This window comes from Streptomyces sp. NPDC040405, assembly GCF_055595765.1.
The window spans coordinates 1,248,839-1,264,408 of record NZ_JBVIVI010000002.1 but is presented as its reverse complement, the minus strand read 5'-3'; the positions used below and the strand labels follow the sequence as shown (position 1 = coordinate 1,264,408).

The window sequence follows — 15,570 nt, the reverse complement described above, 5'->3', positions numbered from 1 at the left end:
CTCAGGCCGCCTCCTGGAGCAGCGCTCCAGGAGGTCTTCCGCCATCAGCACCAGCCGGGTTGAGACCAGCCCGGACGAGCATCACGCGTGCGGAGTTCTTGTCCCGTGGGCACACGGTTCCACACACGGCGCAGGTGTAGGTCCGCTCACCCAGCGGCAGGCGATGCTTGGCTCTCGCATCGCAGTGCGCGCAGTCCATCGTGGTGTACACGGGGTGGACAAGGCGGATGTGCCGCCCATGCTTACGGCCCATCGCCACCAGAGCGGCCTTGGTGGCGCCGATGGCGGCATCAGCGGCCTTGCGGGCCATGGTGGTCCTGGCCAGGAACTTCGAGCGGAAATCCTCGACAGCGACAGCGTCGTGGTCGCGGACCACCTTCTTGGCCCACTTTCGCCCGGTGTCCTCGCGCTGCCTGGCGGCCTTCTTGTACGTCTTCGCCCGCAGTTTCCTCGCCTCGCGGTAGCCCTTCGACGCCGGTTGCCCCTTCTTCGGCCTGCGACGGGCCATCATCCGGTCGTACCGGGTCAGCTTCGCCTGGACCTTCCTGCCGTACCCGGCGTGCGTCAGGTCGTGCGCGTCGGACGTGGTTGTCGCGATCTCCTTCACGCCCCAGTCGACACCGAGTACACGACCCGTCTCCCGCAGGGGCTGCACCTGGGCGGGCACGACGAAGGAGCAGTACCAGTGCCCGAGACTGTCCTGGTACACCCGCACCGAGGACGGCTCAGCCGGCAGTTCCCGCGACCACACCACCGCCACGACGATGCCGCCCGCCAGGTGCAGACGGGCGTCCTTCAACCGGAACCCGCGCCGGGTGTAGTTGAGGGTCGGCAGCGCCTCGCGCTTGGATTTCCACTTTTGGCATCCCGGCCCGACGCACCATAGACAGGCCTGCGCGGATGTCCTTGTGCGCCTTGGCGCGGGAGCGGCCGAAGTCGCGGATGACCTGCTGCTGAGGAACCGAGGAACCCTCACGCAGCCATGGCGTGGCCTGCCTGGCTTCGGTCAGCATCCTGTCGAGCTGAGCCGGGCCGCCGCTCCGCACCCTGAACGGAAAAACCGAGTGAGCGCTGTCGGTGGCGGACCGTAGTCTCGCCACTGATGGCTGTGACGACGACACCCCGGGCCCAGGAGGGCGGAGCCGCCCCGCGGCACCGCTCCGCCACGCGCTCCCTGCTGCGCCTGTGGCCCTATGTGCGCCCGGTGCGGGCCCGGCTGTTCACGGCGGCCGCGGTGGCGGTCGTCGCCTCCTGCCTGGGCCTGCTCATCCCGCTCGTCCTCAAGTGGATGGTGGACGGGCCGGTCGCCGGCCGCGACCCGGGCGGGGTGTGGCTGGGCGGTGCGCTGCTGTTCGCCCTCGGACTGGCCGAGGCCGGGCTGTTCGGGCTGCGGCGCTGGCTGGTGGCGCGGCCGCTGGCGTCCGTCGAGGCTTCGATGCGGGCCTCTCTCTACCGTCATCTCCAGCGGCTGCCGGTGTCCTTCCACGACCGCTGGGCCTCCGGGCAGCTGCTCTCGCGGGCCACGACCGATCTGATGCTGCTGCGGCTGTTCCTGGCCTTCCCGCTGACCTTCCTGGTGGTCAACGGGGTCACCATCCTGGTCGGGTTCGCGATCCTGCTGGCGCAGGAGTGGACGCTGGGGCTGGTGCTCCTGGTCCCGGCCGTACCGCTGATGATCTTCTGCTCGCTGTTCGAGACGCGCTACGCGTCCGTGGCACGCACCGCTCAGGACCAGACCGGCGATCTGACGACGGTCGTCGAGGAGGGCGTGCTCGGCGTCCGTATCGTCAAGGGCTTCGGCCGCCACCGCAGCCAGGCCCGCGCATTCCGGACCCTGTCGGAGCGGGTGCGGGCCACCGAGCTGCGCAAGGCGGGGATGCTGGCCACCATCTGGGCGCTGATCATGACCCTGCCGGAGCTGGCGATCGGCGCGGCGCTGGTCCTCGGCACCATCCAGGTCGCCGACGGCGGCCTTTCGGCGGGCACGCTCGTCGCCTTCCTGTCCACGGCCCTGGCCCTGCGCTGGCCGGTGGAGTCGCTGGGCTTCCTGCTGGCGATGAGCCAGGATTCGGCGACGGCCACCGACCGTTTCTTCGAGGTCATGGACGCCACCCCGGCGGACGCGGCCGACAGTCCGGCTGCCGGAGCCGTGCTGCCCCGGCAGCGGGGCGAGGGCGGGATGCGGTTCGAGGGCGTGGAGTTCCGGTACGACGACGCTCCTGCGGCCGCCCCGCCCGTGCTGCGCGGGGTGGACCTGCACATCCGGCCCGGCGAGACCATGGCGCTGGTCGGCGCGACCGGTTCCGGGAAGACCACGCTCACCGCCCTCGTACCGCGGCTGCACGAGGTGACGCGCGGGCGGATCACCCTCGACGGGCGGGACATCGCCGCGCTCCCCCGCGACGAGCTGCGCGCCCTCGTCGCCGTCGCCTTCGAGGAGCCCACGCTGTTCTCGGCGACGGCCGGTGAGAACGTGCTGATGGGCGCGGACGGCGCGGACCGGGCGGCGCTGGCGCGCGCCCTGAAGGTGGCGCAGGCCGACTTCGTGCACGCCCTGCCGCAGGGCACCGACACCGAGGTGGGCGAGCAGGGGCTCAGCCTGTCCGGCGGGCAGCGGCAGCGGCTCGCGCTGGCCCGCGCCGTCGTCGGCGCACCGCGCTTCCTGGTGCTGGACGACCCGCTGTCCGCGCTGGACGTGCACACCGAGGCGCGGGTGGAGGCCGCGCTGCGGCAGGTCCTCGCGACCACGACCGCGCTGGTCGTGGCGCACCGGCCGTCGACGGTGCTGCTCGCCGACCGGGTGGCGCTGCTGGAGGAGGGCCGTATCACCGCCGTCGGCACCCACCACCAACTGCTGCGGGACAGCGCCGCCTACCGGGTGCTGATGTCGGGACAGGACGGCGCGCACGACAGCGAGGACGGGGAGGACGGCCCATGACGACGGCCGAGGACGCCACGGAGAACGACGCCACGGAGAACACGGCCGGGGAAGCGGCAGCGGTCCCGGCCGCGGACGACCCCTTCGACCACGATGTGCTGCCCACCCCCAAGGGCGCCTCCTTCTCCCTGCTGCGCTCGCTGCTCGCCCCGCGCCGCGCCCGCGTCTGGCTCGCGTCCGTCCTTCTGCTGCTGCAACAGGCCGCGGTGCAGGCGGGCCCGCTGCTCGTCGCGTTCGCCATCGACCGCGCGGTGCCCGCCTTCCGGGACGGCGACCACGGCCCGCTCCTCGCCGTCGGCGCCGGTTACGCGGGCTGCGCGCTCGCCTCCGGGGCCCTGCAGTTCGCGTTCATCCGCTCTTCCGCCCGCATCAGCCAGGACGTGCTGCTGGACCTGCGGGGCCGGATCTATCGCCACGCCCAGGTCCTCAGCGTGGACTTCCACGAGCGGTACACCTCGGGGCGGCTCATCTCCCGCGCCACGACGGACGTCGAATCGCTGCGGGAGCTGATGACCGAGGGGCTGGAGGAGCTGCTCGGCATCGCGCTGTCCGTCGTCTACATCGCCATCACCCTGCTGTATCTGGACTGGGGGCTCGGCGGCGCGGCCGTGCTCTCCTTCTGGCCGCTGTATCTGCTCATCCGCTCCTTCCAGCGCCGGTCGATGCGCGTCTACCGCAAGCGGTCGACTGCCACCGCCGCGGTCATCGTCGCCTTCACCGAGACCATGAACGGCATCCGCCCGGTGCAGGCGTTCCGCCGCGAGCGCGCCAACGACACCCGGTTCGACGAGCTGAACGGCCGCCATCAGCGGATCAACGGGACCGCGATCCTGGAGATGGCCCGCTATGTCATCGGCTCCCGGCTGATCGCCAATACGGCGGTCGCCGTCATCGTGCTGTGGGGCGCCTACCGGGTCGCCGCGGGCGATCTGGAGCTGGGGGTGCTGGCCGCGGCGGCGCTCTACCTGCGCAGGCTGTACGACCCGATCGACCGCCTGGGCATGTTCCTCAACTCCTACCAGTCCGCCGCCGCCTCCCTGGAGAAGATCGCGGGCCTGCTGGCCCAGCGGCCCTCGGTTCCCGAACCGGCCGACCCGCGGCCCCTGCCGCCGCGCCCCTCCCTCACGCCCGGCCGCGAGGTCGTCTTCGACGGGGTGCGCTTCGCCTACCGCACCGGCGGCGAGGTGCTGCCCCGCTTCGGCCTCACCCTGCCCGCCGGGCAGACGGTCGCCGTGGTCGGCGCGACCGGCGCGGGCAAGTCCACCCTCGCCAAGCTGCTCGCCCGCTTCTACGACCCCACCGACGGCCGGGTGCTGCTCGACGGCGTCGACCTGCGCGACCTGGCCACGCCCGAACTGCGCCGCGGGGTGGTCATGGTGACCCAGGAGGCGTTCCTGTTCTCCGGCACGGTCGCCGACAACATCGCCATCGGCCGCCCCGACGCCACCCGCGCCGACGTCGAGCAGGCCGCCAAGGCCATCGGCGCGCACGACTTCATCGCCGCCCTGCCCGACGGCTACGACACCGATGTGCGCAAGCGCGGCGGCCGGATCTCCGCGGGCCAGCGCCAACTGGTCGCCTTCGCCCGCGCACTCCTCGCCGACCCGGCCGTCCTCATACTCGACGAGGCCACGTCCTCCCTCGACATCCCGGGCGAACGCGCCGTCCAGCGCGCCATGGACACGGTCCTGCGCGGCCGCACCGCCGTCGTCATCGCCCACCGCCTCTCCACGGTGGAGATCGCCGACCGGGTCCTGGTCATGGCCGACGGCCACATCGTCGAGGACGGCACCCCCGCCGCCCTCATAGCGGGCGAGGGCCGCTTCGCGGCCCTGCACCAGGCATGGCGCGACAGCCTCGTCTGACGCGGCGCCGACCTGGTTGAATGGCCCGGTCCACGGGGGGAGGGACGGTCAATGGAGCTGGAGACCGCGATCGGTGCCGCCGGGCTGCTGGTGGCGATCGTGGCCGCGGCGCTGGCCTGGGCGCCGCAGCGCATGGCGAGCCGGGAGCGCAGCGCCGCCCTGTTCGCGGAGGCGCGCCGCCATCTCAAGTCGCAGCGCGCCCAGTTGAGCGCCGCGTGCGTGGCGCACCAGACGGAGCACCGGGCGGACCGGGAGCTCGCCCTGCTCACCCGGCCCGGCTGGGTGCCGGACCGGCCGCTCCCGCTGGACGCGGTCCGCATGACCCTGCGGGAGGCCCGGCCCCAGGAGCGGCCCACCGTCCGCCGCAAGGAGCTGCTGCGGTACTGGCCGCGCGACACCGGGGCGCGGCCTCTGGAGAGCTACTCGGCCGCGATCGAGGCGTTCGACCGGCCCGGCGTCTGGTTCAACGGCCCCTCCTACCGTCTGCTGGAGGTCACGCCGCCGCCCGCGGACCGCCCCGAGGACGGGTTCGCCCTCGATTTCACGCTCGGCCACTACTTCGACGGCCTCGACACCACGGAGTCGCTCGCGTACGAGGAGGCGCTGCGCCACCTCAGGGGCGGGGCCGGGGCCAGGGCGCTGAGCGGGCCGTACCGCCGCGCGCTCATGGACCCCTTCGCGCTGGACCGGCGCTCCGCGCTGCCGGGGGTGAGCGCGCTGACGATCCGGGTCGAGGGCGACGACCCGTACTTCTTCCTGCACCGCCGCGAGGCCGGGAAGGTCGCGGTGGCCATGGACACCACCCATGTAGCCCCCGCCGGGGAGTTCCAGCCGCACGCGGACGTGCTGCCCGTCTGGCAGTCCGATCTGGACCTGTGGCGGACCACCATGCGCGAGTACGCAGAGGAGTTCCTCGGCGCCGCCGATGCCACCGGAAGCGGCGGGGTGACCCTCGACTACGCGCACGACGGGCCCTACGCCCGCTTCGAGGAGGCGCTGCGCACCGGCCGGGTCCGGGTCCGGTTCCTGGGGCTCGGGCTCGACCCGCTGACCTGGAAGCCGGAGTTCTGCCTGGTGTGCGTCTGGGACGCGGCGGCGTTCGACGAGATCTTCGCGGCGATGGGCGACCGCAACGAGGAAGGTGTCCTCGTCGTGGGCACCCGGGCCCGCGAGGGCTATCGCGGCATCCCCTTCACCGAGGACAACGTGCTGGGGTACGCCGCCCACGAGGACACCCTGCCCGCCGGGCGGGCCTGTCTGGCGCTCGCCTGGCGCTGGCGGCGGGAACTGCTGGGCTGACCGGGGCCGGTCACTCCCCGGTCGCGCCGTCCGCCAGTTCCCGTACGACGTCGAGCTGTCCGGCGTGGCGGGCGTATTCCTGGAGCAGGTGGAAGAGGATCCAGCCCAGGGCGGGGGCGTCGGGTTCGGTGGGGAAGCGGCCGCCGGTGCGCGCTCGCTGGTCCAGCGGTATGCCCGCGACGGCCGCGCGCGACCAGGCGCACTGCTCCTCGAACCGGGCCCGGACCTCGGCGGTCGGGAGGCCGTCGGGGACGTGCCAGCGGTCGTCGGGGCCTCGGTCGCCCCAGGGGGCGTCCACCGGCTCGCCGAGGAAGCCCCAGCGCAGCCAGCGCCGTTCGACGAAGGTCAGGTGGCGCAGCAGCTCCAGCGGGGTCCAGCCGGAGGGGAGTCGGCTGGTGCGCAGCTCGGTCTCGGAGAGCCCGTCGAGCTTCCGCAGGACCACGGACCGGTAGTAGTCGAGGTAGGCGTCGAGCATCTCGCGGGTGTCGGTGAGGGAGTGGGGCGGCTCGGTCATGCGATGAGGGTACGAGCCGGTGCCGACACCGGGCGTGGCTCGGAGTGAACTTTCCTATCCGGTATGCGGATACAGCACACGTGTCAACGGACGCTTTCCGGTCAACTTGTTGTCGCGCTCCTGACAGGTTGAGTCCAATGATGGCACTCTTCCCCCGACCGGGGTGCTGCGATTGCACAGCTCATCGCCCCGGGCCACCCCCCACGCCGTACCACCTGCTCCGCCATGCCCTGCCCGGACGGCCGTGCCAGCGCGCGGCCAGCGCAGAAGGAGTCAGCGTGAGACCCTTCCCCCAACGGCACCTCAGACCGCACAGATCCCACCGACGCGCCACCGCGACCGGCGCCCTGGTGGCCGCCGCCGCGATGATCGTCGTCGGTGTCCAGACCGGTCCCGCGACCGCACGCGCGGGCGACGCCACCACCGCCGCGGGCGGCACGATGGCCGCCAAGGCACGGCCCGGGGCGCTGCCCGCGCAGCTGTCCCCCGCGGCCCGCGCCTCGCTGATCCGCGCCGCCGACGCCGCTTCCGCGAAGGCCGCCACCGCGAAGACGCTGCGCCTCGGTTCGCAGGAGAAGCTGGTCGTCAGGGACGTCGTCAAGGACGCCGACGGCACCACCCACACCCGCTACGAGCGCACCTACGCCGGGCTCCCCGTCCTCGGCGGCGACCTGGTCGTGGACCGCGCCAAGGGCGGCGCGGTGGAGACGGTCACGAAGTCCACCAAGGCCCGGCTGACGGTCGCGACGACCACGGCCGCCGTCAAGCCCGCCACCGCCGAGCAGGCCGCCGTGAAGGCGGCGAAGGCGGAGGGCTCGCGGAAGACCGGGGCCGACCGGGCGCCGCGCAAGGTGATCTGGGCGGCGGACGGCACGCCGACGCTCGCGTACGAGACCGTCGTCGGCGGCCTCCAGGAGGACGGCACGCCCAACGAGCTGCACGTCATAAGCGACGCGGCCACCGGCAAGAAGCTGTTCCAGTACCAGGGCGTCAAGAACGGCACCGGCAACAGCCAGTACAGCGGGCAGGTCGCCCTCGGCACCTCGGGCAGCTCGGGCTCGTACAGCCTGACCGACACGGGCCGCGGCAGCCACAAGACGTACAACCTGAACCGCGGCACCTCGGGCACCGGCACCCTGTTCACCGACGCCGACGACGTCTGGGGCAGCGGCACCACCGCCGACACCGCCACCGCCGGGGTCGACGCGCACTACGGCGCCGCCGAGACGTGGGACTACTACAAGAACGTGCACGGCCGCAGCGGCATCCGGGGCGACGGCGTCGGCGCGTACTCCCGGGTCCACTACAGCAGCGGCTACGTCAACGCCTTCTGGCAGGACTCCTGCTTCTGCATGACCTACGGCGACGGCTCGGGCAACGCCAAGCCGCTGACCTCGATCGACGTGGCGGCGCACGAGATGAGCCACGGCGTCACCGCGGCCACCGCCAAGCTGGTCTACAGCGGCGAGTCCGGCGGCCTCAACGAGGGCACCTCCGACATCTTCGCCGCGGCGGTCGAGTTCTACGCGGACAACGCGTCCGACGTCGGCGACTACCTCGTCGGCGAGAAGATCGACATCAACGGCGACGGCACCCCGCTGCGCTACATGGACAAGCCCAGCAAGGACGGCGCGTCCAAGGACAGCTGGTACTCGGGCGTCGGCAACGTGGACGTGCACTACTCGTCCGGTGTCGCCAACCACTTCTTCTACCTGCTCTCCGAGGGCAGCGGCGCCAAGGTCATCAACGGCGTCAGCTACAACAGCCCGACCTCCGACGGGCTGGCGGTCACCGGCATCGGCCGGGACGCCGCCGAGCAGGTCTGGTTCAAGGCGCTCAGCCAGCGCATGACGTCCAACACCAACTACGCCGCCGCGCGCGAGGCGACGCTGTGGGCGGCGGGCGAGCTGTACGGGCAGGGCAGCGCCCAGTACAACGCGGTGGCGAACGCCTGGGCCGGAGTCAACGTCGGGTCCCGGATCGTCGACGGCGTCAGCGTCACCCCGCCCGGCGACCAGACCAGCATCGTCGGCCAGGCCACCAGCGTGCAGATCAAGGCCACCAGCTCTAACGCGGGCGCGCTGAGCTACGCGGCCACCGGGCTTCCCGCGGGCCTCGCGCTCGACTCCGCCACCGGCCTGATCTCCGGCACCCCGACCACCGAGGGCTCCAGCGCGGTGACCGTGACGGTGACCGACTCGGCGGGCGAGACCGGCACCGCGTCGTTCACCTGGACCGTCAACACCACCGGCGGCAACGTCTTCGAGAACACCACGGACGTCGCCATTCCGGACGGCGGGAACGCCGTGACCTCGCCGATCACCGTGAGCCGGGCCGGGAACGCCCCGTCCGCCCTCCAGGTGACCGTGGACATCACCCACAGCTACCGCGGCGACCTGGTGATCGACCTGATCGCCCCGGACGGTACGGCCTACCGGCTCAAGAGCTCCAGCATCTTCGACTCGGCGGACGACGTGAAGGCCACGTACACCGTGGACGCCTCCTCCGAGACGGCCGTCGGCACCTGGAACCTGAAGGTCCAGGACGTCTACGCGTCGGACTCCGGCACGATCAATGGCTGGAAGATGACCTTCTGACATAGCGTCAGCGAAGTTTGCTCAGAACCAGACGCCGCCAGGGGTGACCCGACTCCTCCTGGCGGCGTCTCCATGTTTTCCCCCGCGCGGCCCTGCGTTTCCATGAACAAATTCGGCTAGACCCGCCAGGAAACCCGTGACATGTCCGCGGCTTGTATGACAGTCTGCCCACGCATTACGCACCAGTACCTCTTGTTCAGTGCCGTGCCGCGGTCCGCCGCTGCCCGGCACTGACCCCCCACAGCAACGAGGGAGTTAGCGTGAGCAAGACCTTCAGCATGCCCATATCCGGTGGCGGCAAGCGCCGTTCGGCCATCGCCGCCGGTGCCGCTGTCGCCACCGCGGCGCTGCTGGCCACCGGGCTGACCACCGGATCGGCCGGCGCCGCACCGGCCGACGCGGACGCCAGGGCGGGCGCCCAGCCCGCCAAGCTCAGCGCGTCCGCCCGCGCGGAGCTGCTGCGCGACGCGAACGCCACCAAGGCCGACACGGCGAAGACCCTCGGCCTCGGCGCGAAGGAGAAGCTTGTCGTCAAGGACGTCATCAAGGACGCCGACGGCACCACCCACACCCGCTACGACCGCACCTATGAGGGACTCCCCGTCCTCGGCGGCGACCTGATCGTCCACCAGGCCAGAAGCGGCAAGGTGAACAGCGTCAGCAAGGCGACCAAGGCCACCGTCAAGGTCGCCACCACCAAGGCCGAGGCCGCCCCGAGCGGGGCCGCGCGGACCGCGGTGAAGGCCGCCGAGGCGGACAAGAGCACGCAGGCGAAGGCGCAGACCCCGCACAAGGTGATCTGGGCCGCCACCGGCAAGCCGGTCCTGGCGTACGAGACGGTCGTCGGCGGCGTCCAGAAGGACGGCACCCCGAACGAGCTGCACGTCATCACCGACGCGGCCACCGGCAAGAAGCTCTACGAGCGCCAGGGCGTCGAAACCGGCAGCGGCCAGAGCGAGTACAGCGGCAAGGTGGAGCTGGGCACCTCCAAGGAGGGCAGCGGCTTCACCCTGACCGACGCCGACCGCGGCGGCCACAAGACCCTCAACCTGGAGAACAAGGAGGACGGCGAGGGCAAGGCGTTCACCGACGAGGACGACGCCTGGGGCAACGGCAAGGGCGACGACCCGCAGACCGCCGCCGTGGACGCCCACTACGGCGCCGCCACGACCTGGGACTACTACAAGAAGGTGCACGGCCGCGACGGCATCGGCGGCGACGGCAAGGCCGCCACCTCCCGCGTCCACTACGGCGACAGCTACGTCAACGCCTTCTGGGAAGACTCCTGCTTCTGCATGACGTACGGCGACGGCGAGGGCAACAAGGCCCCGCTGACCGCCCTCGACGTCGCGGCGCACGAGATGACCCACGGTGTCACCTCCAAGACCGCGGGCCTGGAGTACAGCGGCGAGTCCGGCGGCCTCAACGAGGCCACCTCCGACATCTTCGGCACCTCGGTCGAGTTCAACGCCAAGAACTCCACCGACGCCGGTGACTACCTCATCGGCGAGAAGATCGACATCAACGGCGACGGCACCCCGCTGCGCTACATGGACAAGCCCAGCAAGGACGGCCAGTCCGCGGACGCCTGGTCCGACAGCGTCGGCGACCTCGACGTGCACTACTCCTCCGGGGTCGCCAACCACTTCTTCTACCTGCTGTCCGAGGGCAGCGGCGCGAAGGAGATCGGCGGCGTCAAGTACGACAGCCCGACCTCCGACGGCAAGAAGGTCGAGGGCATCGGGCGGGACAAGGCCGAGAAGATCTGGTTCAAGGCCCTGACCACGTACATGACCTCCACCACGGACTACCACGCCGCGCGTGAGGCCACGGTGAAGGCCGCGAACGACATCTACGGGGCGGACAGCGCCGAGACCAAGGGCGTGGAAGCCGCCTGGGCCGGGGTCAACGTCAAGTAGAACCACAGGCGTTACCGATGCGTAACGCACAACACAGTGCCGGTGCCCGGGGTTCACGCCCCGGGCACCGGTATGTTTTCTTCACAGCAAAGTCACATCTTTGCCCGGTTGGCCGATACGTCGGCCAACCTCCCATGACAACAGGAGATACGCGTGGATTCACGCTCGACGTCTGCCATATCCGGTATATCCCGTCACAGACGCTCGCGTACCGCCCTCGCCGCCGGTGCGGCCACCCTGGTCGCCTCCCTGCTCGCCGCCGGTGCCACCGCGGCCCCCGCGGGCGCGGCCACTCCGAAGTCCGACACCGCCAAGGCCCTCGGGCTCGGCGGCAAGGAGAAGCTGATCGTCCGTGACGTCGTCAAGGACGCCGACGGCTCCACCCACACCCGCTACGAGCGCACCTACGACGGACTGCCCGTCCTCGGCGGCGACCTGATCGTCCACCAGACGCCGAGCGGCGCCAAGGACGGCGTCACCAAGGCCACCGACGCCGACATCAAGGTCGCCGACACCCGCGCCTCCTTCGCCGCCTCCGGCGCCCAGCGGACCGCCCTGGCCGCCGCGAAGGCCGCCGACGTCACCGGCGCCACCACCGAGCGCGCCCCGCGCAAGGTGATCTGGGCCGCCTCCGGCAAGCCCGTCCTCGCGTACGAAACCGTCATCGGCGGCCTCCAGAAGGACGGCACGCCGAACCGGCTGCACGTCGTCACGGACGCCGACAGCGGCAAGAAGCTGTACGAGTACCAGGCCATCGAGAACGGCACCGGCACCGGCCAGCACAACGGCAAGGTGACCGTCGGCTCGGTCAAGAGCGGCAGCCAGTGGCTGCTGAAGGACACCGCGCGCGGCGGCCACCAGACGTACAACCTCAAGCACAAGGAGAGCGGCAAGGGGTCGGCGTTCCTCGACCCCGACAACGTGTGGGGCAACGGCAAGCCGACCATCGCCCAGACCGCCGCCGTGGACGCCCACTACGGCGCGGCCATGACCTGGGACTACTACAAGAAGGTCCTCGGCCGCAACGGCATCAAGAACAACGGCAAGGCCGCCTACTCCCGCGTCCACTACGGCACGGGATACGTCAACGCCTTCTGGGACGACGACTGCTTCTGCATGACCTACGGGGACGGCGAGGGCGACAAGAAGCCGCTCACCTCGCTGGACGTCGCGGGCCACGAGATGAGCCACGGCCTCACCTCGGCCACCGCGAACCTGGAGTACAGCGGCGAGTCGGGCGGCCTCAACGAGGCCACCTCCGACATCTTCGGCACCGCCGTCGAGTTCTATTCCAAGAACGCCAAGGACCCGGGCGACTACCTCATCGGCGAGAAGATCGACATCAACGGCGACGGCACCCCGCTGCGCTACATGGACAAGCCCAGCAAGGACGGGCTGTCCTACGACTACTGGAAGAGCGGCGTCGGCGACGACGACCCGCACTTCACCTCCGGCATCGCCAACCACTTCTTCTACCTGCTGGCCGAGGGCAGTGGCCGCAAGGTGATCGGCGGCGTCACGTACAACAGCCCGACCAAGGACGGCCGGGTCGTGAAGGGCATCGGCCGCGCCAAGGCCGAGAAGATCTGGTACAAGGCCCTGAGCACGTACATGACCTCGACCACCAACTACGCCAAGGCACGCACCGCGACGCTCAACGCCGCGAAGAAGCTGTACGGCGCGAACAGCACCGAGTACAAGACGGTCAACAACGCCTGGGGCGGCGTCAACGTCAAGTGACGTTCGGCTGACGCCCTGAGATGACGTCCGGCCGGGCGGGTCCCGTGACCCGCCCGGCCGGAAGCGGTCCCCGCCTCAACCCGCCTGGCACGCCCGCTGGTTCTCGGGGACCGAACACGGCAGATGGCCGTGGGTCTCGATGACGTTCCGTCCGGTGTCGCCCGCCAGATAGTCGAGGAACTTCGAGGTCAGGGAGTTCGCGGGCGGCCGGGTGTAGGTGTACGCGTACTCGGGCTCCCAGAAGGGGTACGTCCGCGTCCGCACCGCCTCGATGGAGGGCATCCGCCCGTCCAGCCGCGGCAGCCGGACCTCGCCCCCGGCGGCGCTCCCCTCGGCGGAGCGCAGTTCGGCGTAGCCGATCGCGCCCGGGGTGCGGGCCACGGTCTTCAGCACCTCCTGGGTGCTGTCGAGTTCGCAGCGGACGACCGTGTCCCTGGCGAAGTTCGGGGTCCGGCAGTTGTCGGAGGTCCGCGAGATCTCGTTGCCGCCCAGCACCCGGTCCTCGAACACCCCGCGCGTCCCCGACTTCGCGTCCCGGCTCACCAGCCGCACCGGCAGATCGGGGCCGCCGGGCAGCTGCTTCCAGTTGGTGATCCGGCCCGAGTAGAGCGAGCGCAGCTCCCGGAGCGAGAGATCCGGCAGCCGGACGTCCTTGTTCACCACCATCGTGAAGACGGACAGCGCCACCAGGTGCTCCTTGAGCTTCGGGTCGTCCTCCCCGTCCGGACCGTCGGAGAAGGCGAGGTACGAGGGGAACCCGCCCTTCGCCGCCTCCCCCGCCTCGCGCAGCGTGCCGGTACCGCGCCCGCTGCCCTCGGCCCGCACCTCGACCCGGGCACCGGGGCAGTCGCTCTGGTACGCCGCGCCCAGATCCCGCGCCACCGGGCTGAACGCGGTCGAGCCGACGACCGTCAGCGATCCCCCGGCGCACCCGCGCGGCAGCGGATCCTTCTGCCACAGCTGCGCGCCGAACGACTGGAAGATCAGCAGGGCCAGCAGGCTCCCGATGAGCCCCAGCACCCGGTTGCTGGGCCGCCGGAACTTCTCGTTGTTCCGGATCCGGCCTTCCTTGATGCGCCCGCCCACATGCGGCGGCTTGTCGGTCCCGGCCCCCGTCAGCAGCACCAGCAGCTTGAAGTGGTCCCCCTTGTTCAACGGCACCCGCGGCAGGGCGATCTCATGGCCCTGACAGATCAGCCCGGGAGTCCCCGCCGTCCCCCGCTGCGGCAGATGCCGCAGCAGATCCGGGTGGCTGGGCTCGGTCACCGCCACGTCCCGGACGATCCGGTTCGGGAACGTGGCGGTGAGCCCGCGGTGCTCCGTCGACGGCGCGGTGATGTAGTCGTCCGCGTCGATGCTGCGGAAGCCGTCGTTCTCGATCCGCAGCAGCACCAGTGAGGCCCCGGCCAGATCCGGGGTGTTCTCCAGCATCCGCAGCCGCTGATGCAGCTGCCCGTCCTCGGCGCTGTCGTCTATCAGCGTGTCCATCTGCACGCGGTAGCCGATGCGCTTGCGCCCCGGAATCAGCCGCTCGTACGACAGCCCGCCGAGCGTGACGACGACACCGAGGAGCGCCAGCAGATTCTCCGGAGCCAGCAGCTGTTCCAGCCACTCCATGTCCATATCCCCCGTCGGACGCATGTCTTGGGGGGCGAATGTACGGTCCCAAATCGGACATGGGGCGGCCATGGCCAAAACATCCCGCACTGTTCGTCGTCCGTTCAACAGCCACCGCTCTCGGTTGCGCGGAGGACGGCCGTTCGAGCAGCGGATCATGCCCACGAGACCGCCCTCCCGGCCGCTGCCCCCGCCTCGTGCTCCCCCGGAGAATGGCGGCGCACCGGACCGGCTGGTGCGCGTACTGGAGAGACGAAGGGTGATGTGGATGCGTAAGCGCGACCGGTCCCCGGAGGCGGACGCGCGAGCCGGACACGCGCACCGGCCCCCGGGCCGACCGCGCCCGAACGGCCCCGAGGCGGCGCGGCCAGCAGCCGGGGGGCCGATGACGCCGGATCAGGCACTGGCCCTTCAGCGCACCGCCGGCAACGCGGCCGTCGTGGCGGCCTCCGGACGGGCCCCGACTGTCCAGCGCAGTCCCCAGGGTCCGGCCGAAGAGAAGCCCAACGACGGGCTGAGCAGGTTGCGGCGGGCCCATGAGCGGGCGGAGAAGCGCGGTCAGGCACCGCCCGCCTATGGGGAGATCAAGACCCCTTTCGGCCCCTACACGGCGAAGAAGGGCCGGCCCAATGACCCGGGTCCCCACGTCGTGTCGAACAAGACGACGCAGTATCCGGGGAGCGGGCACGTCGGGACCAAGTACAACGAGATGGTCCCGGAGCTGGACGCGGAGCACCACGCACTCGTCGCGGACGCCCTGCGGGGCAAGCTTCCGGACCAAGAGACCCTCGACGGCATGAGCCAGGAGCAGCGGCGAGCCGCCGCCATGCTCTTCGGAACCTCGCAGTCCGAAGAACTCAGGTACCCGGGAGCCGGCAAGGCCCACCGCGCAGCCGTGGCCAGGCAGGGCGACCCGTATGTCGAGGCGGACGAGTTCGAACAGGACTTTCCGATGGCCCAGGGCGGTGGGGCACAGACCTTCCGCGAAGCGGCGTCCGGGAAGAAGCCGCTCTCCGCCAAGGCGCTCAAGAACCTGGAGGCGATGTCCGAGTCGTCCTCGGACGGAGAGGGCCGCTGACGC

Annotated in this window: 9 protein-coding genes and 1 pseudogene; 7 read left to right on the top strand and 3 right to left on the bottom strand. The window is 71.0% G+C overall.

Annotated elements, in window-relative coordinates; translation table 11 throughout:
- Nucleotide 1 precedes the first annotated feature (1 nt).
- Nucleotides 2–1,034 (bottom strand): annotated as a pseudogene (locus ACZ59A_RS12940) (RNA-guided endonuclease InsQ/TnpB family protein); the annotation flags it as partial.
- A 68-nt stretch (nt 1,035–1,102) separates the two neighbouring features.
- Here ACZ59A_RS12940 and ACZ59A_RS12935 point away from each other — a divergent pair.
- From ACZ59A_RS12935 to ACZ59A_RS12925, 3 genes are read left to right on the top strand one after another with little or no spacing between them, the layout of a single operon-like run.
- Nucleotides 1,103–2,938 (top strand): ABC transporter ATP-binding protein, encoded by a 1,836-nt coding sequence (locus ACZ59A_RS12935; RefSeq protein ID WP_470957279.1) that lies wholly within the window; start codon nt 1,103–1,105, stop codon nt 2,936–2,938.
- Nucleotides 2,935–4,803, top strand: coding sequence for an ABC transporter ATP-binding protein (locus ACZ59A_RS12930; RefSeq protein WP_470957276.1), 1,869 nt, complete (start codon nt 2,935–2,937; stop codon nt 4,801–4,803). The genes ACZ59A_RS12935 and ACZ59A_RS12930 overlap by 4 nt, the downstream gene beginning before the upstream one ends.
- Nucleotides 4,804–4,854: 51 nt before the next feature.
- Nucleotides 4,855–6,102, top strand: coding sequence for a hypothetical protein (locus tag ACZ59A_RS12925; RefSeq protein WP_470957272.1), 1,248 nt, complete (start codon nt 4,855–4,857; stop codon nt 6,100–6,102).
- Nucleotides 6,103–6,112: 10 nt separating this feature from the next.
- Here the strand turns inward: ACZ59A_RS12925 and ACZ59A_RS12920 are convergent, their stop codons facing one another.
- Entirely contained in the window at nt 6,113–6,616 is a 504-nt protein-coding gene (locus ACZ59A_RS12920) for a DinB family protein (protein ID WP_470957270.1), read from the bottom strand.
- A 365-nt stretch (nt 6,617–6,981) separates the two neighbouring features.
- Here ACZ59A_RS12920 and ACZ59A_RS12915 point away from each other — a divergent pair, with 365 nt between their 5' ends.
- The 3 genes from ACZ59A_RS12915 (at nt 6,982) to ACZ59A_RS12905 (ending at nt 12,872) form a co-directional block, all read left to right on the top strand.
- Nucleotides 6,982–9,213 carry a M4 family metallopeptidase gene (locus tag ACZ59A_RS12915; protein WP_470957917.1) on the top strand — a complete coding sequence of 744 codons (2,232 nt, stop codon included), beginning with the start codon at nt 6,982–6,984 and terminating at the stop codon, nt 9,211–9,213.
- A gap of 278 nt (nt 9,214–9,491) precedes the next feature.
- Nucleotides 9,492–11,132 carry a M4 family metallopeptidase gene (locus ACZ59A_RS12910; RefSeq protein ID WP_470957914.1) on the top strand — a complete coding sequence of 547 codons (1,641 nt, stop codon included), beginning with the start codon at nt 9,492–9,494 and terminating at the stop codon, nt 11,130–11,132.
- A gap of 153 nt (nt 11,133–11,285) precedes the next feature.
- On the top strand, nt 11,286–12,872 hold the full coding sequence (locus ACZ59A_RS12905) for a M4 family metallopeptidase (RefSeq protein WP_470957267.1): 1,587 nt from the start codon (nt 11,286–11,288) through the stop codon (nt 12,870–12,872).
- A gap of 75 nt (nt 12,873–12,947) precedes the next feature.
- Here ACZ59A_RS12905 and ACZ59A_RS12900 read toward each other — a convergent pair whose 3' ends face one another.
- Nucleotides 12,948–14,489, bottom strand: a complete 1,542-nt coding sequence (locus ACZ59A_RS12900) for a substrate-binding domain-containing protein (protein WP_470957264.1) — start codon at nt 14,487–14,489, stop codon at nt 12,948–12,950.
- Between the two features lie 385 nt (nt 14,490–14,874).
- Here ACZ59A_RS12900 and ACZ59A_RS12895 point away from each other — a divergent pair, with 385 nt between their 5' ends.
- On the top strand, nt 14,875–15,567 hold the full coding sequence (locus ACZ59A_RS12895) for a hypothetical protein (protein ID WP_470957261.1): 693 nt from the start codon (nt 14,875–14,877) through the stop codon (nt 15,565–15,567).
- The last annotated feature ends 3 nt before the right edge of the window (nt 15,568–15,570 follow it).

Coding starts and splice junctions, on each gene's coding strand:
- ACZ59A_RS12925 (WP_470957272.1), top strand. CDS start 4,855: ATGGAGCTGGAGACCGCGATCGGTGCCGCCGGGCTGCTGGTGGCGATC.
- ACZ59A_RS12920 (WP_470957270.1), bottom strand. CDS start 6,616: ATGACCGAGCCGCCCCACTCCCTCACCGACACCCGCGAGATGCTCGAC.
- ACZ59A_RS12915 (WP_470957917.1), top strand. CDS start 6,982: ATGATCGTCGTCGGTGTCCAGACCGGTCCCGCGACCGCACGCGCGGGC.
- ACZ59A_RS12900 (WP_470957264.1), bottom strand. CDS start 14,489: ATGGAGTGGCTGGAACAGCTGCTGGCTCCGGAGAATCTGCTGGCGCTC.
- ACZ59A_RS12910 (WP_470957914.1), top strand. CDS start 9,492: ATGCCCATATCCGGTGGCGGCAAGCGCCGTTCGGCCATCGCCGCCGGT.
- ACZ59A_RS12935 (WP_470957279.1), top strand. CDS start 1,103: ATGGCTGTGACGACGACACCCCGGGCCCAGGAGGGCGGAGCCGCCCCG.
- ACZ59A_RS12930 (WP_470957276.1), top strand. CDS start 2,935: ATGACGACGGCCGAGGACGCCACGGAGAACGACGCCACGGAGAACACG.
- ACZ59A_RS12895 (WP_470957261.1), top strand. CDS start 14,875: ATGACGCCGGATCAGGCACTGGCCCTTCAGCGCACCGCCGGCAACGCG.